The sequence below is a fragment of the Sphingomonas aerolata genome (assembly GCF_003046295.1).
Taxonomy (GTDB): domain Bacteria; phylum Pseudomonadota; class Alphaproteobacteria; order Sphingomonadales; family Sphingomonadaceae; genus Sphingomonas; species Sphingomonas aerolata.
In genome coordinates this window covers 358,162-383,460 of record NZ_PZZN01000003.1, presented here as the reverse complement: position 1 = coordinate 383,460, position 25,299 = coordinate 358,162, and the positions used below count along the sequence as shown (strand labels likewise).

At 67.2% G+C, this 25,299-nt stretch carries 19 protein-coding genes; 12 read left to right on the top strand and 7 right to left on the bottom strand.

All coding sequences use genetic code 11. From position 1 onward, the window contains the following. Positions 1 to 9: 9 nt before the first annotated feature. Positions 10 to 1,788, bottom strand: a complete 1,779-nt coding sequence (locus tag C8J24_RS14215) for an IlvD/Edd family dehydratase (RefSeq protein ID WP_056407987.1) — start codon at positions 1,786 to 1,788, stop codon at positions 10 to 12. 337 nt (positions 1,789 to 2,125) lie between these two features. Here C8J24_RS14215 and C8J24_RS14210 point away from each other — a divergent pair, with 337 nt between their 5' ends. Beyond that, complete coding sequence (locus C8J24_RS14210) at positions 2,126 to 2,542, top strand: globin domain-containing protein (RefSeq protein ID WP_056675741.1); 417 nt, start codon at positions 2,126 to 2,128, stop codon at positions 2,540 to 2,542. A gap of 37 nt (positions 2,543 to 2,579) precedes the next feature. Here C8J24_RS14210 and C8J24_RS14205 read toward each other — a convergent pair whose 3' ends face one another. From C8J24_RS14205 to C8J24_RS14195, 3 genes are read right to left on the bottom strand one after another with little or no spacing between them, the layout of a single operon-like run. Continuing rightward, entirely contained in the window at positions 2,580 to 3,881 is a 1,302-nt protein-coding gene (locus C8J24_RS14205) for an MFS transporter (protein WP_244180737.1), read from the bottom strand. Beyond that, positions 3,869 to 5,080, bottom strand: coding sequence for a D-mannonate dehydratase ManD (gene manD / locus C8J24_RS14200; protein ID WP_107933356.1), 1,212 nt, complete (start codon positions 5,078 to 5,080; stop codon positions 3,869 to 3,871). Before manD ends, C8J24_RS14205 begins: the two co-directional genes overlap by 13 nt. 9 nt (positions 5,081 to 5,089) lie before the next feature. After that, entirely contained in the window at positions 5,090 to 7,459 is a 2,370-nt protein-coding gene (locus C8J24_RS14195) for a glycoside hydrolase family 3 N-terminal domain-containing protein (protein WP_107933354.1), read from the bottom strand. Positions 7,460 to 7,625: 166 nt separating this feature from the next. On the opposite strand from C8J24_RS14195, the gene C8J24_RS14190 reads away from it, so the two are divergent. The 6 genes from C8J24_RS14190 (at position 7,626) to C8J24_RS14165 (ending at position 18,019) form a co-directional block, all read left to right on the top strand. Continuing rightward, entirely contained in the window at positions 7,626 to 9,770 is a 2,145-nt protein-coding gene (locus C8J24_RS14190) for an alpha-glucuronidase family glycosyl hydrolase (RefSeq protein ID WP_244180831.1), read from the top strand. 20 nt (positions 9,771 to 9,790) lie between these two features. Next, positions 9,791 to 11,071, top strand: coding sequence for an SGNH/GDSL hydrolase family protein (locus tag C8J24_RS14185; RefSeq protein WP_107934239.1), 1,281 nt, complete (start codon positions 9,791 to 9,793; stop codon positions 11,069 to 11,071). A gap of 429 nt (positions 11,072 to 11,500) precedes the next feature. Continuing rightward, the gene (locus tag C8J24_RS14180; protein WP_244180735.1) at positions 11,501 to 14,611 is read left to right on the top strand and encodes a TonB-dependent receptor; all 3,111 of its coding nucleotides are present in this window, start codon (positions 11,501 to 11,503) and stop codon (positions 14,609 to 14,611) included. A gap of 137 nt (positions 14,612 to 14,748) precedes the next feature. Further along, on the top strand, positions 14,749 to 15,468 hold the full coding sequence (locus tag C8J24_RS14175; RefSeq protein WP_107933352.1) for a SapC family protein: 720 nt from the start codon (positions 14,749 to 14,751) through the stop codon (positions 15,466 to 15,468). A 5-nt stretch (positions 15,469 to 15,473) separates the two neighbouring features. After that, positions 15,474 to 16,505 carry a cupin-like domain-containing protein gene (locus C8J24_RS14170; protein WP_107934235.1) on the top strand — a complete coding sequence of 344 codons (1,032 nt, stop codon included), beginning with the start codon at positions 15,474 to 15,476 and terminating at the stop codon, positions 16,503 to 16,505. 11 nt (positions 16,506 to 16,516) lie between these two features. Beyond that, the gene (locus C8J24_RS14165) at positions 16,517 to 18,019 is read left to right on the top strand and encodes a tryptophan halogenase family protein (protein ID WP_107934232.1); all 1,503 of its coding nucleotides are present in this window, start codon (positions 16,517 to 16,519) and stop codon (positions 18,017 to 18,019) included. 36 nt (positions 18,020 to 18,055) lie between these two features. Here the strand turns inward: C8J24_RS14165 and C8J24_RS14160 are convergent, their stop codons facing one another. Further along, positions 18,056 to 18,547, bottom strand: coding sequence for a nucleoside deaminase (locus C8J24_RS14160; protein WP_031441091.1), 492 nt, complete (start codon positions 18,545 to 18,547; stop codon positions 18,056 to 18,058). Between the two features lie 214 nt (positions 18,548 to 18,761). Between C8J24_RS14160 and C8J24_RS14155 the strand changes: the two genes are divergently transcribed. Next, positions 18,762 to 19,070 carry a hypothetical protein gene (locus C8J24_RS14155; protein ID WP_107933350.1) on the top strand — a complete coding sequence of 103 codons (309 nt, stop codon included), beginning with the start codon at positions 18,762 to 18,764 and terminating at the stop codon, positions 19,068 to 19,070. Between the two features lie 86 nt (positions 19,071 to 19,156). Further along, the gene (locus C8J24_RS14150; RefSeq protein WP_037528414.1) at positions 19,157 to 19,393 is read left to right on the top strand and encodes a hypothetical protein; all 237 of its coding nucleotides are present in this window, start codon (positions 19,157 to 19,159) and stop codon (positions 19,391 to 19,393) included. 55 nt (positions 19,394 to 19,448) lie between these two features. Here C8J24_RS14150 and C8J24_RS14145 read toward each other — a convergent pair whose 3' ends face one another. Both C8J24_RS14145 and C8J24_RS14140 read right to left on the bottom strand, forming a co-directional pair. Continuing rightward, positions 19,449 to 21,311 carry a glycoside hydrolase family 15 protein gene (locus C8J24_RS14145; protein ID WP_107933348.1) on the bottom strand — a complete coding sequence of 621 codons (1,863 nt, stop codon included), beginning with the start codon at positions 21,309 to 21,311 and terminating at the stop codon, positions 19,449 to 19,451. A gap of 162 nt (positions 21,312 to 21,473) precedes the next feature. Continuing rightward, positions 21,474 to 22,316 carry a response regulator gene (locus C8J24_RS14140; RefSeq protein ID WP_107933346.1) on the bottom strand — a complete coding sequence of 281 codons (843 nt, stop codon included), beginning with the start codon at positions 22,314 to 22,316 and terminating at the stop codon, positions 21,474 to 21,476. Between the two features lie 141 nt (positions 22,317 to 22,457). On the opposite strand from C8J24_RS14140, the gene C8J24_RS14135 reads away from it, so the two are divergent. The 3 genes from C8J24_RS14135 to C8J24_RS14125 are packed head-to-tail and all read left to right on the top strand — an operon-like array spanning position 22,458 to position 25,293. After that, entirely contained in the window at positions 22,458 to 23,177 is a 720-nt protein-coding gene (locus C8J24_RS14135; RefSeq protein ID WP_037528413.1) for a response regulator, read from the top strand. Then, entirely contained in the window at positions 23,174 to 24,550 is a 1,377-nt protein-coding gene (locus C8J24_RS14130; protein ID WP_107933344.1) for an ATP-binding protein, read from the top strand. Before C8J24_RS14135 ends, C8J24_RS14130 begins: the two co-directional genes overlap by 4 nt. A 26-nt stretch (positions 24,551 to 24,576) precedes the next feature. Then, on the top strand, positions 24,577 to 25,293 hold the full coding sequence (locus tag C8J24_RS14125) for an EF-hand domain-containing protein (protein ID WP_167396766.1): 717 nt from the start codon (positions 24,577 to 24,579) through the stop codon (positions 25,291 to 25,293). Positions 25,294 to 25,299: the final 6 nt, after the last annotated feature.

Below are 25,299 nucleotides of genomic sequence, written 5' to 3'. Positions count from 1 at the left end.
GCTCGGCGCCTAGTGATTGTGCCGCGGCGTCTTCGCGGCAATCCCGCGATACTTCACCGCGAAGTCCAGCACCCCGCCCTGCGCCAGCTGCCCCGTCTTTTCACGGTACAGTTCCTCCCAGGGCGAGTTGCTCGGCGGGATCGGCGGCGCGGGCTCGGTCTTGCGACGGGCGATCTCGTCTGCATCCACCAGCGCGTCGCAGGTCCCCGCGACCAGATCGATCCGGATCATATCGCCGTCGCGCAGCCAGGCGAGTCCGCCACCGACCGCGCTTTCGGGCGACACGTTGAGGATCGACGGGCTGTCCGACGTGCCCGACTGGCGTCCGTCGCCCAACGTCGGCAACGTCAGGATCCCCTGCTGGATCAGGGCGTCTGGCGGCTGCATGTTGACCACCTCGGCCGATCCGGGCCAGCCGATCGGACCGGATCCGCGGATCACGAGGATGCACCGCTCGTCGATCCCCAGCGCGGGGTCGTTGATGCGGTGGTGATAATCGTCCGACCCGTCGAACACGACCGCGCGGGCCTCGAACCGGTTCTCGGCGCCTGGCGTCGACAGATAACGCGCGCGGAAGGAGTCGGAGATCACCGACGTCTTCATGATCGCATGATCGAACAGATTGCCCTTGAGCACCAGGAACCCGGCATGCTCCATCAACGGGGCGTCGAGGGTGCGGATCATCTCCCGGTCCCGCGTCACCCGCCCCGTCAGATTGTCGCCCAGGCTCTGCCCGGTGATCGTCAGGCAGCTCGTGTCGAGCAGTCCCGACTCGGCCAGTTCATGCATTACCGCAGGCACCCCGCCCGCGCGGTGGAAGCGCTCGCCGAGATACTTGCCCGCCGGCTGCATGTTGACGATCAGCGGCACGTCATAGCCGTGCGTCGACCAGTCGCTCATGTCGAGCGCGACCCCGGCATGCTGCGCCATCGCCATGATGTGCGGCTGCGCATTGCTCGATCCGCCGATCGCGCTGACGACGCGGATCGCGTTCAGAAAGGCTTCGCGCGTCAGGATCTTCGACGGGCGAAGATCCTCATACGCCATGTCGACGATCCGGCGTCCGGTCTCGAACGCCATCTGGCCGCGTTCGCGGTACGGCGCGGGGATCGCGGCGCACCCGGTCAGCGACATGCCGAGAGCCTCCGCGACCGCGTTCATCGTCGACGCCGTCCCCATCGTGTTGCAATGTCCGGCCGATGGCGCGCTGTCGGTGGCGCGGGCCAGAAACTCTTCCTCGTCGATCTCGCCTGCGGCCAGCTTGCGGCGGCTGCGCCAGATCACGGTGCCCGAGCCGACGAGTTCGCCATCATGCCATCCGTCGAGCATCGGCCCGCCCGACAGGACGATCGCGGGAATGTCGACGGTCGACACCGCCATGATCCCCGCGGGGGTCGTCTTGTCGCATCCGGTGGTCAGCACGACCGCGTCGATCGGATAGCCGTACAGCGTCTCGACCAGCGTCATATAGGCGAGGTTACGATCGAGCGCCGCGGTCGGGCGGCGGCAATTCTCGAAGATCGGGATCGTCGGAAATTCCATCGGGATCCCGCCCGCCGCAATGATGCCGTCGCGCGTTCGCTTGGCGAGCTCGACATGGATGCGGTTGCAGGGCGACAGGTCGCTGCCGGTCTGCGCAATCCCGATGATCGGCTTGCCACAGCGCAGCTCGGCAGGCGTGAGCCCGTAGTTCATGAAGCGTTCGAGATAGAGCGCCGTCATGTCCGAGCGGGCGGGGTCGGCGAACCAGTCGCGCGAACGAAACGGCCGAGCCGGTACGCGATCCAAAGCTTCTCTCCTCCAAGTCAATCCGATAGCGCTACCTTTACCTGCCGAACAGTCAAGCTCGGCGCGACACTTGGCGGCGAAACAGCCGCCGCACCGGGATCGCCGTACGACGATTTGAGGTTCGCGCCGATTGTAACACGCGTGCAACATGGCGGATTGACGCTCGATCGTGAAGCTGTTGAAACCGGTACATAATCGTGCGGGTCGGGAGAGCCGGAATGCGACAGGTCACAGGCATTTATGCCATATCGCCACGATCGCCGTCGGGCGAGCCGTACACCGGATACTCCATCTCCGGGTCACCCCGGTCGACCGGCATCCTGGTGAACCTCGTCCGGTGACGCCGCGGCAGATCGATCTGGTCCGCGACAGCTTCGTCCATATCCTGTTCGCGGCGGACGAAGCCTCGACGATCTTCTACGACCGAGTGTTCGCGCTCGCCCCGGAATCCCGCGCGCTGTTCACGAACGACCGCACAGTCCAGGGCCGGCTCTTCATGCAGACGCTCGCCAAGATCGTCACCGGGCTGACCGCGTTCGAGGCGATGCGTCCTGAGCTGAGGGCGCTTGGCCGCCGCCATGTCGCGTATGGCGCCAAGGATCATCACTACGCCATTATCGGCGACGCGTTGCGCCATGTCGTCGCGCATTTCGCCGGCGCGGATTTCGATCCTGATACCGACCGGGCCTGGCAGGACGCCTATGATCTGGTCGCGCGGGTGATGATCGCAGCAAGCCACGAGCACCACGTCTAGCGGGTTCGGACGGGCCGCGAAGCACGCGCCGCCGGCATCATCCCAAGCGGTCCGGGGCCACCGGCGCATAGCGCGGCACGACGAGGTGGATGACGGCGAGCGCGACGAGATAGGCGCAGGCCGCAACGATGAAGATCGGCTGATAGCTGCCGACGGTCTCGAGGATGCGACCCGCGAACTTCGCCATCAGCATGCCTCCGATCGCGCCCGAAAGGCCCCCCAGCCCCACCACCGACCCCGTCGCCCAGCGCGGCAGCAAATCGCCCGGCAGCGCATAGAGATTGGCCGAGAACCCCTGATGCCCGGCACAGGCCACGCCGATCATCAGCACCGCCCACCACATGCTCGGTACCTGGGTCGCGAACGCGATCGGCACCGCACACAGGGCGCAGGCGAACATCGCGGTCTTGCGCGCGCGATTGACGCTGTAGCCGCGCCCGATCAGCCGCGACGAGAACCAGCCGCCCCCCACCGACCCGACATCGGCGAGCAGATAGACCGCAATCAGCGGCGGGCCGAAGGCGAGCATCGTCACGCCATATTGCCGGTTGAAGAAGTCCGGCAGCCAGAACAGGAACGTCCACCACACCGGGTCGATGAGGAACCGCCCGAGGATATAGGCCCAGGTCTGGCGTTGCCGCAGCAGCGTCCGCCACGCGACGGGCCGACCGGGTTCGACCGGCTCGCTCTCGATATAGGCGAGCTCCTCGACCGTAACCCGGGGATGCTCGCGGGGGCGGCGGTAGAAGCCGAGCCAGACGATCAGCCAGACGAGCGTGAGCAGCCCGGTCAGGATGAACGCCCAGCGCCAGCCCATCGTCACCGCGATGATCGGGACCAGCAACGGCGTGAGGATCGCGCCGACATTCGACCCGGCGTTGAAGATGCCGATCGCAAGCGCCCGCTCGCGCCGCGGGAACCATTCGTTGGTCGCGGCGATCGCGGCGGGGAAGGTCCCGGCCTCGCCGAGCGCGAGCGGAATCCGCGCAAGGATCATCCCGCTGGTCGAGGTGAAGAAGACGTGGCCGACATGGCCGAGCGTCCACAGCGCCACCGCCAGCGCGTACCCGATTCGCGCGCCGAGCCGGTCGATGAGCCGGCCGAAGACGAGATAGCTCAGCCCGTAGGCCGCCTGAAACCAGATGGCGAGGTCAGCATAGCCCGTCTCGCTCCAGCCATAGCGTTGCTGCAGATCGGGCTTGAGCGTCGGCAGGACGAGACGGTCGACATAGCTCAGCACCACCGCCGCGAACAGCAGCGCGCAGACGATCCACCGAACCCGGCCCCGCGGCTTTACGACGTCGGCGGGGCTCGATCCGTCGGCCCTCACCAGTTGCACAGCGTGCCGTCTTCGAGCCGCGCGACCGGAAGATAGGCGCGCCGATAGTCATGGGTTTCGGCCAGCGCCTCGTCGATATCGACGCCAAGGCCCGGCGCCTCCCCCGGATGCATCATGCCCGCGTCGAAGCGATAGGCATGCGGAAAGACCGCGTCGGTCTCGTCCGTGTGCGGCATATGCTCCTGGATTCCGAAATTGGGGACAGAGAGCCCGAAGTGCAGCGCGGCCGCCATCGCCACGGGGGACAGGTCGGTCGCGCCGTGGCACCCGGTCCGGATATGATAGAGGTCGGCGAGCGCGGCGATCCGGCGCAGATGCGTGATGCCGCCCGCATGCACGACGGTGGCGCGGATATAGTCGATCAGCTGGTGCTCGATCAGGTCCTTGGCGTCCCAGATCGAATTGAACACCTCCCCCACCGCGATCGGCGTCGTCGTGTGGTGGCGGATCAGCTTGAACGCCTCCTGGTTTTCGGCGGGGGTCGGATCCTCCATCCAGAACAGGTTATAGGGTTCAAGTGCCTTGCCGAGACGCGCCGCCTCGATCGGCGTGAGCCGGTGATGAATATCGTGGAGCAGGTGGACGTCCCAGCCCATCGCCTCGCGCGCCGCCTTGAACAGGTCGGGGACGACGCGGAGGTATTTCTCGGTCGACCACACGCTCTCGCTCGGCAGATCCGCGTCGGCGGGTTCATAGCGCGCACCGTGCTTGGCGACGCCATAGGTCGAGGCGAGTCCGGGCACGCCGCATTGCAGCCGGATCGCCTTGTAGCCCTTGGCCTGTTCCGCCTTCGCGACCGCGATCGTGTCCTCGATCGTCGTGCCATTGGCGTGCGCATAGACCATGCACGCGTCGCGCGCGGCGCCGCCGAGCAGCTGATAGACGGGCATTCCCGCCAGCTTGCCCTTGATGTCCCACAGAGCCGTGTCGACCGCGGCGATCGCCGCCATCGTCACCGGGCCACGCCGCCAATAGGCGCCCTTGTAGAGAAACTGCCAGACGTCCTCGATCCGATGCGCGTCGCGACCGATCAGGCAGGGCACGACATGATCGCTGAGATAGCTCGCGACGCTGAGTTCGCGACCGTTGAGCGTCGCGTCGCCGAGCCCGGTGGTGCCGTCGTCGCACTCGATCTTGAGGGTGACGAAATTGCGCCCGGGGCATGTCACGATGACGCGGGCATTGACGATCCTGGGCATGACGATCCTTCAGGCGATTTCGAGAGTAACGGTCTTGAGGCGCGTCGAGTCGGCACCAACGGAAATGTCGAACAGACCCGGCTCGACCACCTCGCGCATCGTGATGTCGAAGAACCGGAACGCGTCCGGGCCGAGCGTGAACTGGACCGTCCGGCGCTCGCCGGGGGCCAGCGTCACGCGTTCGAAGCCCTTGAGCTCGAGGATTGGCCGCGCGACGGACGATACCTGATCGCGCACATAGAGCTGGACGACCTCGTCGCCCGCGCGCGCACCGACATTGGCGATGTCGACCGAGACGGTGACACTTCCCGCAATCCCGATCTTCGCGGACGACAGGCGCGGCGCACCGATCTCGAACTTGGTGTAGCTGAGCCCGAAGCCGAACGGGAAGAGCGGCGCGGTCGTGTCGAACAGATAGCCGCGGCGCGCCGAGGGCTTGGCGTCGTAGAAGACCGGCAGCTGCCCCGTCGACCGCGCGACCGTCACCGGAAGCTTCGCACCGGGGTTGATGTCCCCGAACAGCGCCTCCGCGATCGCGGTGCCCCCCTCCTGCCCGACATACCAGCATTCGAGCACAGCATTGGCCTGCGCCGTCACGCTCGGCCAGGATGGCGGGCGGCCGTTGATCGCGACCACGATCACAGGCTTCCCCGTCGCCTTCATCGCCGCGAACAGCGCATTCTGCTCGCCGAGCAGGTCGAGACTGGTGCGATCGCCGAGATGCGTCTTGGCATAGCCCTCCCGGCTCGTCTGCTCGGTGTCGCCGACCGCGAGCAGGATGACGTCCGCGGTGCTGGCGACGGTAACCGCCTCGGCGATCAGGTCCCGGTTTCGCGCGGGATCGGCCAGCAGCACTTCGTTGGCGGACCGGTCCTCGCTCTGCGTGATGAAGACACCCTGCGCGTGCACGACGTCGGCCTTGCCCTTCAACCGCGCACGAACCCCCTCGAGCAGCGACACGGTCGCCTTGGGGATCGACGAATAGCCACCAAGCCGCGCGACGGCTGCGTTCGGGCCGATCACGGCGACGCGCTTGTGCGCGCCCGGGCTGAGCGGCAGGACACCGTCGTTGACGAGCAGCGCGATCGACCGCCGCGCCGCCTCGAGCGCCAGCGCGCGCGCCTCCGCATTGCCGGTCATCCGCGCCGCCGCTTGCGGATCGACGATCGCCTGTTCGAACATCCCCGAGCGCATCTTCAGCGTCAGCATCCGCCGGCACGCGGCATCGACCGCCTCGATCGCCACCCGACCGCCGCGGACCTGATCGGCGAGCGAGCGATAGGCCTCGCCGTCCGGCAGGTCCGAATCGACCCCTGCCGCCAGCGCGAGGCGCGCCGCTTCAGCCTTGTCCGCGGCGATGTGGTGGAGCGATGCGAGTTCGCCGATCGCCGCATAATCACTGACGATCGCGCCGTCGAAGCCCCATTCGCCGCGCAGCACGTCGTTCAGCAGCCAGTGATTGGCATGGCTCGGGACACCGTCGATCTCGTTGTATGACGGCATCACCGCGCCGATCCCGGTCCGCGCGACGACCGCGCGAAACGGCGGGAAGAAATTCTCGCGCAGTTCGCGTTCGGCGATCGGCGCGGGGGCGACATTCTCGCCGCTTTCGGGCTGACCGTGCCCGGTCATGTGCTTGAGCGTCGCGAACACCTTGCCGGGTGCCAGCGTCTTGCCCTCGCCCTGCAGGCCGATCACCGCTGCGACGCCCATTTCCCCGCATAGATAGGGGTCCTCGCCGAACGTTTCCTCGATTCGGCCCCAGCGCGGGTCGCGGGCGATGTCGACGACCGGCGACAGCGCCAGCACCGTTCCGTGCGCCCGCACCTCGCGCGCGATCACCGCGTTGACCCGGCGGACGAGGTCGCGGTCGAACGATCCCGCCAGCGCGATCGCCTGCGGGAAGCTAGTCGCCTCCGGCGCCATGAAACCGTGCAGCGCCTCCTCGTGGAACAGGATCGGAATGCCCAGCCGCGTGCGGGTCGTCGCCCAGCGCTGCGCCGCATTGACGAACGCGATCGTATCCGCCGGCGCACGCCAGCGGCCGGTAACGGCGGCAGCCGTGTTGGCTGCGGTGGCGGCCCCGCCCCGGTCGGACGGCCGCGCGATCTGGCCGATACCGTTGGGATAGGCCGTATCGGCACGCGCCGGGTCGAAGCGCAGCGCGTCGTCCATCACCTGCCGCTTCGTCGTCGACAGCGTGATCAGCTGCGCCACCTTCTCGTCGAGCGTCATCCGCGCCATGAGATCGCGGACCCGCAGGTCGACGGGCGCGCGAGGATCGCGGTAGACGGGCAACTCCTTCGCCGCGCTCGCCAGCCCGGGGGCCAGACCGGACGTCAAAGTCGCGAGCGATGCCGAACCCATCCAGCGGAGCATGCCGCGGCGACTGGTCGCGATTGTCCTGAAACTCGTGCCGGTCACCCATCGTCTCCTGTCGTCAAACGCGGCATTGCTGTCGATGCCGTCATCGTGATAGCGATAACATGTTCGACAAGCAGACCCGTTGTCAATGCGGGAGGCTGTGCCGGGAGAGGAAAGAATGATGCGAGTGCGTTGGCTTTGCGTGGCGGTCGCGGTTGCGATGGCGAGTACGACCGGGGCGCAGGCAGAGGACGGCTACGACCTCTGGATGCGCTACCGCCCCCTGGCGAAAGAGGCGGCGACGGCGCTCGACCGGGATGCCGAATCGGTCGAAATGCGCGGCCAGTCGGCGACGTTGCGCGTTGCCGCCGACGAGCTTCGCCGCGGTCTCGCGGGGCTGACCGGCCACGCATTTGCCATGGGTCCGAGCCCGCATCCGATCCTGCTGGCGACCTCGGCAGACGGTGACGTCGGCCGGCTCGGCCTGCCGCTGAAAGACCTTGGCGACGAAGGCTATATCGTGCGGCAGGTGCGTCTCGGCGGCCGCGACGTCACGCTGGTGACCGCGCGTACCGACCGCGGCGTGCTCTACGGCAGCTTCGCGCTGCTGCGCCACATCCAGACCGGCGGGCGGCTCGACCGGGTCGCGCTCGCCTCGACACCGCGGGTCAAGCTGCGCGTACTGAACCACTGGGACAATCTCGATGGCGTGGTCGAGCGCGGCTATGCGGGCCAGTCGCTCTGGGACTGGTGGACGCTCCCCGACTTCAAGGACCCCCGCTACACCGACTATGCGCGCGCCAATGCGTCGATCGGCATCAACGGCACCGTCCTCAACAACGTCAACGCCAAGCCCGACAGCCTGTCCGCCAGCTATATCGCGAAGGCGGCCGCACTCGCCGATGTCTTCCGCCCCTATGGCATCAAGGTCTATCTGTCGGCCCGGTTCTCCGCGCCGATCGAGCTTGGCAAGCTGAAGACGGCAGACCCGCTCGACCCCCAGGTCGCGGCCTGGTGGAAGGCGAAGAGCGACGAGATCTACCGCGCGATTCCCGATTTCGGCGGCTTTCTCGTCAAGGCCAATAGCGAGGGGCAGCCGGGGCCGCGGGACTATCACCGCAGCCATGCGGAAGGCGCGAACATGCTCGCAGCGGCCGTCGCACCGCATGGCGGCATCGTGATGTGGCGGGCGTTCGTCTATGCCGACACCGACCCGGACGACCGCGCGAAACAGGCCTATACCGAGTTCAAGCCGCTCGACGGCAAGTTTGCCGCCAACGTCATCGTCCAGGTCAAGAACGGCGCGATCGACTTCCAGCCGCGCGAGCCGTTCCATCCGCTGTTCGGGGCAATGCCCAGGACGCCGCTGATGCTCGAGTTTCAGATAACGAAGGAATATCTCGGCTTTGCGACGCACCTCGCCTATCTCGGGCCGCTCTTCGCCGAGACGCTCGGCAGCGAGACCTTCGCCGGCAGCAAGCGCGCGACGGTCGCCCAGATCGTCGAGGGCGGCGTCAATCGCCACGCGCTGACCGGCATGGCGGGAGTCGCCAATATCGGCCGCGACCGCGACTGGGCCGGATCCACCTTCAACCAGGCGAACTGGTTCGCGTTCGGGCGGATGGCCTGGGATCCGACGATCGGCGCACAGCCGGTTGCGCGCGAATGGGCGGCGATGACCTTCGGGCCGAACCCCGCGATCGTCGCACCGGTGACGGACATGATGATGGGCTCACGCGAGGCGGTGGTCGACTATATGACGCCGCTCGGCCTCGCGCACGTCATGGCGACGGGCCATCATTATGGCCCCGGCCCGTGGGTCGCCGACCTGAAACGTCCGGAATGGAATCCGGTCTATTATCACCGCGCGGACAAGGCCGGAATCGGCTTCGACCGGACGCGCACCGGCAGCAACGCCGTCGCGCAATATGCGCCGGAACTTGCCCGCCGTCTCGCCGATCCCGCGACGACGCCGGAGCGAGACCTGCTGTGGTTCCATCACGTGTCATGGGACCGGCCGATGGCATCGGGACGCAGCGTCTGGGCCGAGATGGTCCATGATTATGACCGCGGCGTCGGCTATGTCGCGGACATGCGCCAGCGCTGGGACGGACTGCGCGGCCAGGTCGATGCCGAACGCTGGACCAAGACTGCGACCTATCTGGGTATCCAGGAGCGCGAGGCGCGGTGGTGGCGCGATGCCAGCCTCGCCTATTGGATGTCGGTGAACGGCCGGTCGCTGCCGGCCGGCGCCGCTGCGCCCGCGCATGATCTCGACTGGTACAAGGCGCAGCGCCCCGCCTTTGCCCCGGGCAACCCGCAATGAGCGGCCTTATGGAGAAAGCGATGACTGTGGGATCTTCGGTCGCCAGGCCGACGGCGTGGCTGTTGGCAGCATTGCTCGCGACCGGCGCGGATGCCCAGCGCGCCGCGCCGACTGAGCGGTGGACCGGGAGCTGGGGCTCTGCCCAGATGATCGCGACCGGCGACAATGCGCTGCCGGCCGACCGCGCCGGCGCGATCACGCTGCGACAGGTCGTTCGCCTGTCCGCCGGTGGCACGCAGGTCCGCGTGCGGCTGTCCAACGCGTTCGGCACGCAGCCGCTCAGGATCGGCGCGGCGCATCTTGCCCGGCCGACCGCACTCGGCACCGCGCGTATCGCGGGCGGCACGACACTGCGCTTTGCCGGACAGGTGACCGCGGTCATCCCGGCGGGTGGGGAGATCTATTCGGATCCGGTCGCGCTCGCGCTCGCACCCGGGGCCGACCTCGCCGTCAGCCTCTATCTGCCCGATCCCGCCACGCCCCAGACCGGACATCCCGGTGCGCGGGCCACCAGCTTCACGGTCACGGGCAATCACGTCGCCGACCCGCTTCTCGCAGGCGCGACCGCGACGCCACACTGGTATGCGCTCGCCGATGTCGAGGTGGCGGGTCCCCGCGTCGCCCAGGTCACCGGCGCGGCACGCCCAACGACGATCGTCACGATCGGCGATTCGATCACCGACGGCTATGGCGTCGCCCCGGAACGCAACACCCGCTGGCCCGACATCCTCGCCGAGCGGCTGCGCGCGGCGCCGGCGACACGCACGCTCGGCGTCGTCAATGCCGGCATCGGCGGCAACCGGATATTGCTCGACGGGCTCGGTCCCAACCTTGTCGCCCGGTTCGACCGCGACGTGATCGCGCGGAGCGGCGTCGGCTGGGCGATCCTGCTCGAAGGGGTGAACGATCTCGGCGTCTTGACGCGCGACGCCCCGGCATCGCCCCAAGACCATGCGGCGCTCGTCGCGGAGCTGACCGCCGGCTTCCGCCAGCTGGCCGACCGCGCGCATGTGCACGGTATCAGGATCATCGGCGGCACGGTGATGCCGTTCGGCGGCAATGACTATTATCACCCGGACGCCGCGCTCGAGGCCGATCGCCAGGCGGTCAACAGCTTCATCCGCAACTCGGGCGTGTTTGATGCGGTGATCGACTTTGACCGGGTGATGCGCGATCCGCGCCGTCCCGACCGTCTCGCGCCGGCGTTCGACTCAGGCGATCATCTTCACCCGTCCGAAGCGGGCTATCGGGCGATGGGTGCCGCGGTGCCGCTCGCGCTGTTCACCACGCCGCAGCGCTGAGCACGCGCCCGGCATGACGGTCGCGCCGGTCCCCCGCCTGTGCCGCCGGACCGGGTGATCAGTTCGCCCGTTCCTGCGGTTGGTCCGAACCTGCCTGAACAGGCCCCGCCCCGCTTTCCAATGACGGGGCAGGTCTCTCCCTGTCTCAAGTATTAAATAATCATATTTAAGTTATTTTATCGGCTATGGCTTTACTGCCACTGTGTCTAAAATACGCGACACAGAATACAGATTACCGTTGACAGTATTCGTGCCCATGGTAGCCCTATCACACACCGCCAATAAGAGCGGTTTCGGAAGGGCTGCGGTCATGCCGCAAAGGGGGAGAGAATGATGAGGGGTTCGTCCATACTCAATGCACTCGTGCGTTCGAGTTCGATTGCCACAGTTGCCGTTTGCCTGCTGAATCCGGCACAGACCTTCGCGCAAATGGCGCCAGGCACCGAGACAGGGTCGCCTGCGACTGCCGCGCAGCCAGCGCTTCCGGCGACATCCACCGCGCAAGACGCAGGGCAGACCGCGAGCCAGGATCCACAATCGGCCCCCGGGGACGAGATCGTCATCACCGGCATCCGCGCCAGCCTTGGTCGCGCTATCGACATCAAGCGCAACTCGGCCGGCGTCGTCGACGCCATCTCGGCCGAGGATATCGGCAAGTTCCCCGACACCAACCTCGCGGAATCGCTGCAGCGCGTCACCGGCGTCTCGATCAGCCGCGCCAACGGCGAAGGCTCGCAGGTTGCCGTCCGCGGCTTCAGCGGCGGCTTCAACCTCGTCACCCTGAACGGCCGCCAGCTTCCGGCGACCAGCATCGACACGAGCACCGGCAACGCGTTTGCGACCGGTACGGGTCGTTCGTTCGATTTCCAGAATCTCGCATCCGAGGGTGTCGCCACGCTCGAGGTCTACAAGACCGGCCGCGCCAACATCCCGTCGGGCGGCATCGGTGCGGCGATCAACGTCGTCACCCGCCGACCGCTGTCGTCGAGCGAGAGCGGCCTTTCGGGGTCGATCGGTGCCAAGGGGCTGTATGACAGCTCGGTCGAGAAGGCGGAAGGCGATCTGAGCAAGATCACGCCAGAGCTGTCCGGCCTCATCAACTACAAGAACCCGAACGAAACCTTCGGCGTCAATGTGTTCGGCAGCTATCAGCTGCGCGAATCCGCTTCGGTTCAGTCCAACCCCAATTACTGGAACATCGTGCCGCTGGCCGATTTCCTCAACACGGCGGGCGCCTATATCCGGCCGACGACGGTGATCACCAATCGCCCGACGACCGAATATGTCCAGATACCGAACGACAGCCGGTACCAGTTCTCCGAGAACCGCCGCGAGCGTCTGAACGGCCAGGCCAACATCCAGTTCAAGCCGTCCGACCGGTTCGAAATCTCGATCGACGGCATGTATGCCCGGAACAAGCTGAGCGAAGAGCGCAGCGAGCAGACCAACTGGTTCCAGCGCCCGTTCACCGAAGTCACCTTCGACGACAACAAGCAGATGCAGAGCGCAGTCATCCTCGCCGAGTCGATCCAGGCGGACAAGGGTTACGAGCAGCAGCGGTTCGCGACCAAGACCGAGCTCTATTCGGTCGGTGGCAATGTGAAGTGGGACTTCACCGACAATCTGCGACTGACGCTCGACGCCAACCACGCCAAGTCGAAGACCAATCCGGATAACGCGAACGGAACCTCGGCGACGACGATCTCGATCGGTGCGCCGGTACGCTCCTCGCACAAGGTCGATTTCACCACCGGCTTCCCGCAGCAGTCCGAGACGATCAACGACTGCACCGCAACCAACGGTGGTCGCGGCGGCAACTGCAACAACACGCTCGACATCGCGGATCTGGGCAGCCAGGTCGCACGGAAGATCACGTCGACCCAGGAAGCCCGGATCAACCAGTTCGGCGGCGACGTCGCCTGGGACCTGGGCGGGGGCAGCAAGTTCAACGTCGGCGGCAATTATATCGACGCGAACATGCGCTCGACCACGGTCAACACGATCCAGACGCTCGGCGACTGGGGCATCACGGATACCGGTCGCGTCGCAGAACTCGCCGGCGATCTCGTCGACACCTTCTGCCTGACCTGCAAGTTCGACAAATATGATCCGAAGTCGACAGGCTCGTCACTGGTCGCCTTCCGCGCCAACGCGGTCGATCTGCTCAACGTGTTCGAGCCTTATTATGCCGGCCGCGGCAACGCGGTCTCGCCGAGCCCGTCCTCGGACGACACCGTCGGTGAAAAGACCTGGGCAGCCTATGGCCAGATCACCTGGGCCGGCGAACTCGGCGGACGCCGCGCCAATGCGCTGATCGGCGCCCGCTATGAAAAGACGCGGGTCAAGTCGATCGGCATCCAGTCGGTGCCAAGCGGCATTCGCTGGTCGCAGGACAATGACTTCGCGGTCGATGGCGGGCCGCCCAGCGGCGCCGTCACGGTCAAGGCGAGCTACGACAATCTGTTGCCATCGCTCGATTTCAACATCGAACCGATCGACAACGTCATGGCGCGCGCCTCGTTCAGCCGCACGCTCGCCCGTCCCGACTATGGCAATCTGTTCGCCTCCGTCAGCGCCGGGGCACCGAACCGCCCGACCGCGCTCGGCGCAGCGCCTGCGGGCGCAACGCGTCAGGATCCGGCGCTGTTGCCGCTGGTTTCGGACAATTTCGACGTGTCGCTCGAATGGTATTACAAGCCGACGAGCTTCGTGTCGGTCGGCTTCTTCAACAAGGACGTCCGCAACTTCATCGGCAACCAGGTCACCAGCGGCAATCTGTTCGGGCTGCGTGACCCGGGTTCGGGCGCTGCCGGTTCGCGCTCGGGTACCGCGCTGGCCTACCTCCAGGCCAACGGCCTCCCGCTCAGCGATATCAACCTGTTCTCCTACACCGCGTTGCTGACGCAGAACAACGGCAACCAGGCGGCCGCATCCGCCGCGTTCCAGAACAATATCGATCCCGCGACGGGTGGCCTGAGGACGCAGTTCGTCGTCGATCTGGCCAATGCGGTCGACATCGTCGCCGATCCCAACGATCCCCTGTTCGAGTTCGCGATCAGCGGACCGGTCAACAACCGCGAGGGCAACATCCACGGGTTCGAGGTCGCCTGGACCAACTTCTTCGGTCAGACCGGCTTCGGCTTTGCGGTGTCGTACACCAAGGTCAATGGCGACGTGAACGTCGATCCCTATGCCGATCCCAACGTCAACATTTTCGCACTGACCGGCCTCGGCGACAGCGCGAACCTGACCGGGATCTATGACAAGAACGGGCTTTCGGCGCGTGTCTCGTACAACTGGCGCGACAAATATCTGTCGGGCACAAACCAGGGCGGCAACCGCAACCCGCTCTTCACCGCAGCCTTCGGGACGCTCGACGCGAGCATCAGCTACGACATCGCGCAGAGCTTCTCGATCTCGCTCGAGGCGGTCAATCTGACGAGCGAGCCGTTCCGCCAATATGCCCGCACCGAGACCAATCTGGTCTATGTGCAGGAATTGAAGCCGCGCTTCTATCTCGGCGCGCGCTACCGCTTCTGAGCACAGGCCGGCGTGCGCCTCGGCGCGCGCCGGACACCGCATCGGGCAATGGAGGGGCCGCAGCACCGTGCCGCGGCCTTTTCCTGTTGTCCGACGCCGCCTGGCTGATAGACCCGGATAAAAAGGGACCGGAGCGGATGAACCCCGTACAGATCAACAATATCGATCATGCCGACCTGCGCGTCAGCCCGCGCGCCGGCGCCGCATTCAACGACGCGGCCAATCAGGCGCTGGTCTTCCCCGCCGAATTCGAGGAACTGCAACGCGAATTCGCAATCGTGTTCCGCCGCCGCGACGAAGGTCTTCAGGCCTTTGCGCTGCTGGGCCTCGACCGCGACGAGAATCTCTTTCTCACCGACGACCGCTGGACCAGCCGCTACGTCCCCGCCAGCCACCGGCGCGGTCCCTTCTCGATCGGCATGACCCGGTCCGCACAGGACGATGTCGGCGAGGCGATGCTGCAGGTCGATCTCGACGATCCGCGCGTCGGTGACCCGGCGGGCCTGCCGCTGTTCCTCGAGCATGGCGGCAACACGCCGTATCTCGATCATGTCACCGGCGTATTACGGCTGCTGTACGAGGGGATGGACACCGCGCCCGCCGCCTATGCCGCGCTCGACGACGCCGGGCTGCTCGCGCCGGTCACGCTCACGATCGATGTCAGCGACGAGCGCCGCTACACCGTACCAGACGTGCTCGTCGTCGACCTCGAGCAGCTTGCGGCGCTGAACGGCCCGCCGCTCGAACAATTGCACCGCTCGGGCATCCTGCGGCTCGCCATCCTTGCCGCGTCATCGCTCGGCAATATCCAGCAGCTGATTGCACACAAGCAACAGCGGCTCGCGGCCGTCGGTTGACCCCGGTGCCCGCCATCACCCGCCGGACCCGCGTGATCGAAGGGGCGGACGCGCGGACCCTGCCCGTCGCCGATCTGATCGCGGAGGGCCGCCCGACGATCCTGCGAGGGCTCGCGCGCGACGTGCCGCTCGTCGCCGCGGCGCGTCAGGGTCCCGCGGCCGCGGTCGCCTGGCTCAAGCGGTTCGATGGCGGCCAGCCGGTGACGGCCTATATCGGCGACGCCGCGATCGGCGGCCGCTTCGGATACACGGCCGACTGCACCGCGCTCAACTTCACCCGCGAGCGCGGGTCGCTGTCCGCCTATCTCGACCGGCTTCTCGCCAGCATCGACGATGCCGCCGCGCCCAGCATCTATATCGGCTCGACCGATATCGATCAGTACCTCCCCGGCATCCGGGACCAGGCAGTGCTCCCCTTCGGCGACCCCGAACTCATCGCGCATCCGCCGCTGGTCAGTATCTGGATCGGCAACCGGACGACCGCGTCGGCGCATCACGACATGTCGAACAACATCGCGGTCACGTTGGTCGGGCGGCGGCGCTTCACGCTGTTCCCGCCCGATCAGGTCGCGAACCTCTATCCGGGGCCGCTCGAACCGACGCCCGCGGGCCAGGTCGTCTCGATGGTCGATTTCGACGCCCCCGACTTCACCCGCCATCCCGGCTTTGCCGATGCGCTGGCGGTGGCCGAAGTCGCGGAGATGGAGCCCGGCGACGCGCTCATCTACCCGGCCTTGTGGTGGCATCAGGTCGAGGCGCTCGATCCGTTCAACGCGATGATCAACTATTGGTGGAACCCGACCCCGCGCTTCATGGACACGCCGCAGAACACGTTGCTGCACGGCCTGCTCAGCCTGCGCGACCGGCCCGAGCATGAGAAGCGCGGCTGGCAGGCGCTGTTCGACTATTATGTCTTCGGCGATGCGGCGCGCGCCGGCGCGCATCTGCCGGCAGACGCACTGGGCGCACTCGCGCCGCTCGACGCGATGGCCGCGCGAAGGCTGCGTGCCACGCTGTTGCAACGGCTCAATCGATGAAGGGATATGCGATGGATACCCCGCCGAAAACCCGCGTGATCATCGCCGGCGGCGGCACCGCCGGCTGGCTCGCTGCGGCGCTGCTGACGCGACAACTCGGCGCGCTGGTCGACGTCACGCTGATCGAGTCGGACGAGATCGGCACCGTCGGCGTCGGCGAAGCGACCATCCCCACGGTCCAGGCCTTTCACGCACTGCTGGGCCTCGACGAGCGCGCGTTCATGGCCGCCACCGGCGCGACGTTCAAACTCGGCATCGCGTTCGAGGGCTGGGCACGCCCCGACGATCGCTATGTCCATTCGTTCGGCGATGTCGGGCGGTCCACCTGGATGGGCGATTTCCAGCATTTCTGGCTCGAAGCCCGCGCCAACGGTCTTGCCGGCGACTTTGGCGACTATTGCCTCGAGCTCCAGGCCGCTGAGGCGCGCCGCTTCACCATCGGCCAGCAGGGTCCGCAGCTCAACTATGCCTATCATTTCGACGCGGGCCGCTATGCCCGCTTCCTGCGCGAGCGCTGCGAGACCGCGGGGCTGACCCGGATCGAGGGACGGATCGCCGGGATCGATCGCTCGGCGGAGACCGGCCATATCGATGCGGTCATCCTTGCCAACGGATCGCGAGTCGCAGGCGATCTGTTTCTCGACTGCAGCGGGTTTCGCGGGCTGCTGATCGGCGATGCGCTGGGTGTCGGCTATGAAGACTGGAGCCACTGGCTGCCCGCCAACCGTGCGCTCGCAGTGCAGACGACGTCGGTCGAGCCCGCCCGACCCTACACCCGCGCGATCGCGCATGACGCCGGCTGGCAATGGCGGATCCCGCTGCAGCACCGCGTCGGCAACGGCATCGTCTATTCGAGCGAGTACCTCTCCGATGATGCGGCCCAAGACCGTCTGCTGGCATCGGTCCAGGGTCGACCGCTGACCGACCCGCGCCTACTGCGCTTCACGACCGGGCGCCGCCTGCGCGCCTGGGAGGGCAATTGCATCGCGCTGAGCCTTGCCGGCGGGTTCGTCGAACCGCTCGAATCGACCAGCATCCATCTCGTCATGACCGCGCTGACGCGGCTGCTCCGCGCCTTCCCCTTCGACGGGATCAGCCACGCGGTCGTTACGCAATTCAACGCGCAGACGCGGCGCGAGCTCGAAGGCGTGCGCGATTTCGTCATCCTCCACTATCATTTGAACCAGCGCAGCGAACCGTTCTGGAAGGCCTGTGCCGCAATGCCGATCCCCGACACGTTGGCGGAGCGCATCGCGCTGTTCGCCGATGCCGCGCAGGCCTACCAGTCGCCGGACGACCTGTTCCGCGTCAGTTCCTGGACCCAGGTCATGCTGGGCCAGCGGCTCGAGCCGCGCGACTGGCATCGCCTCGCGCGGATGATGCCGCCCGAACGGCTCGGATCGTCGCTTGCGGAGCTGAAGGCGGGGATCGCGCAACAGGTCGACCGGCTGCCCGCGCACCAGGCGTTCGTCGATCGCTATTGTGCCCAGGCCGCGACCGGGGTCGCCGCTTGAGCGTCGGCAAACCCTGACCCGACGCGTCGCCTCAGCTCAGAGATTGGCCTGTTCGTCGGTCGGCAGCTCCGCGTCCGGGCCATAATAGAGCACGGCGCATTCGGCCTTCAGGCACCCGCCCTCGATGACGATGTCGTCGCGATAGGCGTCGTGGATGAAGGCGAGCGTGTCGACGTGCTTCGCCTCGAAATACATCGGATGCACGTCGTCGCGGCCAGCGCCGTAGACGACGCGCCCGACCTTCGACCAGATCGACGCCATCGTGCACATCCCGCAGGGTTGCAGTGTCGAGTAGAGCGTCGCCCCGCGCAGTTCGAGCTCGCCCGTATCCTCGCAGGCGCGACGGATCGCCATCATCTCGGCGTGCGCGGTCGCGTCGGGAAGCTCGTGCGTCTGGTTGCGTTCCCCCGCGATGATCTTGCCGTCGAGCACGATCACGCAGCCCAATGGTGATGTCGACGGATCCGATCCCTTCGACCGAGCGATCGCGATCGCCTCGCGCATCCAGCGTTCATCATCCTGCATCATGGCGTCACCTCCCGGAATCACCGTGTAACGCGCGGAAGCAGGTCTTGTTCGCCCGGTTCGGCAGAGCGAGCCCTAAATCGGCGATCGGCCTTTGCCGCCGGGTCAAATTCTTCGAAACGGCTGGGCGAAATCCGCCGATGCGCGTTGTCATCACGCGTTGCAGGACGGCCGAAAGCCCGTCGTGCAGGACCTTTCGCATCCCGAGGAGCCATTGATGCCGACCACTCTCAAAGCCAAGTTCGACACGCGCCGCGAAGCCGAGATGACGGTGGAACGTCTCGCCCAGGAAATGCAGGTCGAGCGGACCGACATCTTCATCACGACCGACGGCGCGAACAACAGCGCTGGCGACGAACGCGCGGGCGCCGACACCGCAGGCGATAATCCCACGCCCGCGTCGCGCGCCGACGCCGCGCTCGAGGGCAAGATCATCGTCTCGGTCGATATCGCCGACGCCGGGCGCGCCAGCGACATCAAGGCCGCATTCGCCGAGTTCGACGCCTCCGAGGTGGCAGAGCGCTAAACGCCGTGAGGGCGGGGCGGACGACACGGTGACCGCCCCGCCCCTGCGACCGTCTTTACTCCCTCCCCGACACCATGGAATTCGACATGACCGACACTACCGCCATCATGGCCCGCCAGCGCGAGATCGCGTCCGAACATCTGCTGTTCAAACTGATGGAATATGTCGAGGCGCAGCACCCGGGGTTGCTCGACTTCATGGAAGCCAGCCTCGACCATCTCGGCGACCCGGCGACCGACGAGACCAAGGATGATGCCGGTGTCCGCCAGATCGCCGCGCGCATGATCACCGGCGCGCGCAAACAGGGCGTCGACGCGGGCTGAGTAGTCCGGCGACAGGCTGACGGCGGGGCGGCGAAACGCATCGCCGCCCGCTCTTCTAGCAGGCGTCCTGTCCGCCGAGCACGTCGAGCGCCATGACGTGCGCAAGGTGCGACAGACCCTGCGGCAGGTTGCCGAGAAACATGCCCGTCTTCGGATCGGCCATCTCCGTCATGATCCCGACGCCGCGATCAAGCGCCTCGGAAATGCCCGCGAGCGCCGCCTCTGCCCGATCACGCTGGCCAAGCAGCGCACGGGCCTCGATCATCCAGAAGGTGCACGCCAGGAAACACCCCTCTTCCGCCCACACGTCGGTGTAGCGATAGTGATAGGGCCCCGCCCCCAGTTCGCGGTCGATCGCGTCGAGCGTCTTTTCCAGCCGCTCGCGCCCGTCGAAGCCGAACCGCACCGCCAGCGCGAGCGACGCGTCGAGCTTGTCGCTGCCGGGGTAGAAGACGAACGCCTGCTTGGTCTCGGACCAGCATTCATCCTCGATCCACTGCGCGATCCGGTCGCGTTCGCGCGACCAGCGATCGCGGCACGTGGTCGGCAACTGCCCCTGGTCCGCCAGTTCGACCGCACGCGCCAGCGCCTGCCAGCAACTGATCTTCGACATGGTGTAATGCTGCGACTCCTCGAGCTCCCAGATGCCCGCGTCCTTCTGCCGCCACGCGTCCGCACACCGGTCCGCCAGATGCGACAGCAGCTCGGCGCTCGACGCGTCGAGGATATTGCCGCAACTGACGAAGCGGGCGGCGGTCTCGAATATGTCGCCATAGACGCCGTGCTGGTTCTGGTCGGTCGCGGTGTTGCCGACCTGCACGGGTTTCGACCGCCGATATCCCGGCACGTCGATTTCACTCAGATCGGGGACCAGCGCGCCGTCGAGCGTATAGCAGACGCGCGGCCCGTGTTCGGCCAGCCGCTTCAACAGCCAGGTGAATGCCGCCTTGGCCTCCATCTGCGCACCCGCGGCGAGAAACGCCTTGATCGTATAGCCGGCGTCGCGGATCCAGGCGTAGCGATAGTCGTAATTCTTCTTGCCGCCGATCCCTTCGGGAACCGAGGTGGTCGCGGCGGCTGCGATCGCACCGGTCGGTGAATAGAGCAGCAGCTTCAGCGCGAGGACGCTGCGGATGAACGCGGGGCGCCGTTCGCCGTCATAGTTGATCCGGTGCGACCATTGCCGCCATTCCGCGTCCGAAATATCGATGCGCTCGTCGATGTCGGCGATCGTCGGCACGACCAGCGGCTCGTCCTCGCCCGCGACGATCGCGACGACCTCGCGCTGGCCCTGCGCGACCGTCAGCACGCCCGTCACCGCCTCGTCGGTGCGTTCCACGACGACGCCATCGCTGTGCAGGAACAGCCCCAGCACGCGGTCGACATGGAAGACCGGATATTCGCCGATCTTCGACTGATACGGGCTCGCCCCGCTGGCCCTGCGCCCCGGACGCATCTCGATTCTGAACCGGACCGCACCGTCGAGCCCGTCGATCCGCCGTGCGAGTTCGGTCCAGGGCAACCGGCCCGCCGTACCGCTGTTCATCGACTCGGTCAGTCGCGCGCGGCCGCTGTCCGTGATGAAGAGCGTCTCGAGCACGTTACTGCCGGGCAGATAGCGGCGTTCGACGGTGAACGGCTCGGTCGGGGTGATGCTGAACCGTCCCCCCTCCTCCGGATCGAGCAGCCGGTCGAACAGCGGCTGCGAATCGAGATTGGGGACGCACCACCAGTCGATCGATCCGTCCGCCCCCGACAGCGCGACCGACCGCCCGTCGCCGAGCGCGCCATAATCCTCCAGTCGCAGATAGCCGTCCTCGCGCACCCCCTCGCGCACCCCCTCGCGTACATCGCTGCGCGCGGGTCGGGTGGTGGCGCGCAGCACGTCGCTGGCCAATGCGGCAAGGGTCTTGGCCATGGAAGTGTCTGTCCGATCGCGTCTTTGCTCCCCACCAGGCCGGGTATTCGACGCTGGGGAAGCCGTGGTCGGACATGAACGTCGCGGCGTGCGCCAATATCCCGCCCCAACGCTATTTTCCTGGCAGCAGCCCGCAACGCGCCGACCGGGTCCGCCCGCTGCTCAGAGCGGGGACACGTCCGGCATGAAGATATAGCCGTTGCCGCGCACCGTCCGGATCAGTTCGGTGCGGTCGTGCCGCTGCACCTTGCGCCGCAGCCGGCTGATATTGACGTCGATCGTGCGGCCCTTCGCCGGACCATCGCTGCGCCCCAGCGTCGCGATCATGTCGTCGCGCGAATGGATCGTCTGCGGTTGCGCCACGAACAGATGCAGCATTTGGAATTCGCCATCGGTCAGCCGGACATTGGTGCCGTCGGGGGCGGTCAGCGTCCGCATCCGGCAGTTCAGCGCCCAGCCCGCAAAGCCGACCAGATCGTGGCTCTGGACGGGATTTTCGGCGCCGGCGAGTCGTTCGGTCGGCGCGGGGTCGGCAGGATCGGGTGACGCGCCGCTGGCCAGTTGCGCCCGTTGCCGCCGCAGGACCGACCGGATCCGCGCGAGGATCTCGCGCGGGCTCGACGGCTTGGTGACATAATCGTCCGCGCCCAGCTCGAGCGCGACGACCCGGTCGATCTCGCTCGACAGCGCGGAGAACATGATCACCCGCGGCGGATCCTGGGTCTGGGTCAGTGCGCGCAGCACCGACAGCCCGTCCTCGCCGGGCATCATCATGTCGAGCACGACGAGATCGCAAGGGCGATGCGCGAGCCGGGTCCGCAACGCGGCGCCGCTCGCCACGGCTTCGGCGCGCAGGCCGTGATCGACCAGAAACCCCGTCAGCAACTCTCGCAGCCCGGGATCGTCGTCGACGATAACGATCCGCGCGCTGTCATCCGCCCCTCGCGTGCCGGCATGGAGATCAGGGCCGGGCGCGGCGACGGAAACGCTGTTGGTCAAAATCATGCGCCTCGCCTGCAGGTCAGTTCTTTCCGGCATATGTCTGGATGTTGCGCAATCCGTCGCGCCGGCAACGACCGGCGGTGGCGTGGCATGATGCGAAATCGCTGAAACATCGCGAACACATACGTGGCATAGTGGCCGGCGATGCACTGCGCCGCTCCCGAACCCGCCGATACGATGCTGCTCGTGGTCGATGACGACCATGCGATCCGGACGCTGCTCGCGCAGAGTCTGGGGATGCACGGGTACCGCGTCGAAACCGCGACCAATGCGCAGGAAATGGACGTCGCGCTCGCACGGCATCCGATCGCGCTGATCCTGCTCGACGTGATGATGCCCGGCGAGGACGGCCTGGCGGCCTGTCGCCGCTTGACCCGCAAGGGCGCCCCCCCCGTCGTCATGCTCAGCGCGCTGGGCGACGAACCCGACCGGATTCTCGGGCTCGAGATCGGCGCGAGCCATTATCTGACCAAGCCGTGCAGCCCGCGCGAGATCCTCGCCACAGTCCGCGCCGCACTGCGCGAACGCAATGGCGCGGCTGTCGAGACCGGCCGCAGCTATGGCTTTCTCGGCTGGCGGGTCGATTTCGCCGCGCACGAATTGCTCGACGGCGACGGCATGCTCGTCGACCTGACCGATGGCGAATTCGCGGTGCTGCGCGCCTTTGTCGAGCGTCCGCGCCGCGTGCTCGCGCGCGACGCGTTGCTGGAGGCGGCGCGGGGTCCGGATACCGACGCATTCGACCGGGCGATCGACGTCCAGGTCAGCCGGCTGCGACGCAAGCTGCGCTCGCGCGGTGACGAGATCATCCGGACGATCCGCAACGAGGGCTATTTCTTCGTTCCCCGCGTGATCCGGCTGTGACCACGCCGTCACGCACGGCCGGCGCGAATCCGGCTGGTACCAGGGTCGGGCATCCGCGGCGCTGGCCGCTGTTCCTGCGGATCTTCGCGTTCATCCTGTTCACCGTCCTGCTCGTCCAGCTGCTCAATTTCGCCGCCGTCCTTCTGGTCCCGCCGCCGACGCCGGTGGTCTATTCGACCAGCCGGATCGCCTCGGTCGTGCGCGCCGGACGCGACCCGAGCGGCTTGCTGACGATCGCGGTCGCGACCGCCCCGCCGACCGAGCAGGGCGATGCGCGCGATCGCCATCTCGGCCGGGTGATCGCCGCCGATCTTGGCGTGCCGGCACGCGCGGTGATCGTCGAGGCGCGCCGCTATGGTCCGCCCTTGATGGCGGGCGCGTTTCGGCCGCCCATGCCGATGGGCATGCCCAAGATGCCGCCACAGTCGGTCGTCGACAACACACTGTTCGGCGCGTTCGTCGTCTGGGTGCATGCCCCCGACGGCCAGTGGCGGACGATCCGCCCGGCGCGGCCGGCGTTCGGCTTGTGGCAGGCGCGGCTGATCCTGTGGTTCCTCGTCGCGATGGCGGTCGCCGCACCGGTCGCGCTGGTACTGGCACGACGCATCGCCAGGCCCGTCGCGCTGTTCGCCGCCGCCGCCGACCGGCTCGGTCGCGATCCGCGCGCCGATCCGATCCCGCTGACCGGACCGCCCGAGATCATGGAGGCCGCGACCGCCTTCAACGTCATGCAGGAGCGACTCAATCGCTATGTCGAGGATCGCACGACGCTGATCGCCGCGGTCGCGCACGATCTGCGCACGCCGCTGATGCGTCTCGCGCTCCGGCTCGAAAAGGCGCCGGACGAGATCCGCGAGGCCAGCGAGGAGGATATCCAGGAGATGAGCCAGCGGATCGGCGCGGCGATGGCGTTCGTCCGCGACATGACCCGGCATGTCCGCCGCCAGCGGCTCGACCTGCGCTCGCTCGCGGAAAGCATCACCGACGATTATGCCGACCGCGGCGAGCAGGTGGTGCTGTCGCCCGGTCCGTCGCTCGCGATCGACGGCGATGCCCCCGCGCTCAAGGCGTTGCTGGTCAATCTGGTCGACAACGCGGTCATATATGCCGGGCATGCCGAGGTCCAACTCTACCGCGACCGCGACACGGTGGTGATCGAGGTCGGCGATCGCGGTCCGGGCCTCTCCGCCGCCGATGCGTCGCATGCCTTCGAACCGTTCTTCCGGGCGGAGCGGTCGCGCAACCGCGACACGGGTGGCACCGGCCTCGGGCTCGCCAGCGTCCGCGCGGTGGCGCATGCGCATGGCGGCGCCGCGTCGCTGGAAAATCGCCCCGAAGGCGGTCTCATCGTGCGCGTCATTCTGCCGGCATGATCCGGCCCCGAAACAGGAGAAGACCGATGTCGATGCGCGCATGGACGGTGATCGCCGGCGGGATGCTGGCCGCACTGGCGCCCGCCCCGGATGTCGCGGCGGCGGCGCAGTCGAGCACCGAGCCGGCGCGATCCCCCCGGCCTCGCCCGCAGCAGGGCCGCGGCCAGCTGTTCATCAGCCCGATGGGCGAGCCGTTCCGCTCGACGCAGAAGGCCGGCGCGGCGCAGGCATTATGGTTCCAGGGTGCCGACCGCGACGGCGATGGCCGGATCACCCGGGCCGAGTTTCAGGCGGATGCGACCCGGGTCTTCGCGCATTTTGACCGCGGCCGCGATGGCGAGATCGATCCTGAAGATATCGCTTGGTACGAAAATATCCTCGTCCCCGAGATCCGCGTCCGCGGTGGAGGACGCGGCGGATCGGCGGGACGTCCCGACACCGGGTCCGGCAAGCGTGGCAGCGCCGCCAGCCGCAGGACCAGCACCGCCGACGCGACCTTGCGGATCGGCGCCGGCCGCTTCGGCCTGTTCGACCTGCCCGAACCGGTGACGTCGGCGGATTTGAATTTCAACCGCGGCGTCGACCGGGCGGAGTTCGCCAAGGCCGCCGCCGACCGGTTCGCCGCGCTCGACCGCAATGGCGACGGCGCGATCCGCCGTCGCGAAGTGCCGCGCGCAGGCGGCGACACCTGGCGCAATGGCGACGACCAACTTGGAACGGCACCGTTGACGCCCGCGCGCTGACAGGCC

Coding starts and splice junctions, on each gene's coding strand:
- manD (WP_107933356.1), bottom strand. CDS start 5,080: ATGCCCAGGATCGTCAATGCCCGCGTCATCGTGACATGCCCCGGGCGC.
- C8J24_RS14195 (WP_107933354.1), bottom strand. CDS start 7,459: ATGCTCCGCTGGATGGGTTCGGCATCGCTCGCGACTTTGACGTCCGGT.
- C8J24_RS14190 (WP_244180831.1), top strand. CDS start 7,626: ATGCGAGTGCGTTGGCTTTGCGTGGCGGTCGCGGTTGCGATGGCGAGT.
- C8J24_RS14185 (WP_107934239.1), top strand. CDS start 9,791: ATGACTGTGGGATCTTCGGTCGCCAGGCCGACGGCGTGGCTGTTGGCA.
- C8J24_RS14180 (WP_244180735.1), top strand. CDS start 11,501: ATGGCGCCAGGCACCGAGACAGGGTCGCCTGCGACTGCCGCGCAGCCA.
- C8J24_RS14175 (WP_107933352.1), top strand. CDS start 14,749: ATGAACCCCGTACAGATCAACAATATCGATCATGCCGACCTGCGCGTC.
- C8J24_RS14165 (WP_107934232.1), top strand. CDS start 16,517: ATGGATACCCCGCCGAAAACCCGCGTGATCATCGCCGGCGGCGGCACC.
- C8J24_RS14160 (WP_031441091.1), bottom strand. CDS start 18,547: ATGATGCAGGATGATGAACGCTGGATGCGCGAGGCGATCGCGATCGCT.
- C8J24_RS14155 (WP_107933350.1), top strand. CDS start 18,762: ATGCCGACCACTCTCAAAGCCAAGTTCGACACGCGCCGCGAAGCCGAG.
- C8J24_RS14150 (WP_037528414.1), top strand. CDS start 19,157: ATGACCGACACTACCGCCATCATGGCCCGCCAGCGCGAGATCGCGTCC.
- C8J24_RS14145 (WP_107933348.1), bottom strand. CDS start 21,311: ATGGCCAAGACCCTTGCCGCATTGGCCAGCGACGTGCTGCGCGCCACC.
- C8J24_RS14140 (WP_107933346.1), bottom strand. CDS start 22,316: ATGATTTTGACCAACAGCGTTTCCGTCGCCGCGCCCGGCCCTGATCTC.
- C8J24_RS14135 (WP_037528413.1), top strand. CDS start 22,458: ATGCACTGCGCCGCTCCCGAACCCGCCGATACGATGCTGCTCGTGGTC.
- C8J24_RS14125 (WP_167396766.1), top strand. CDS start 24,577: ATGTCGATGCGCGCATGGACGGTGATCGCCGGCGGGATGCTGGCCGCA.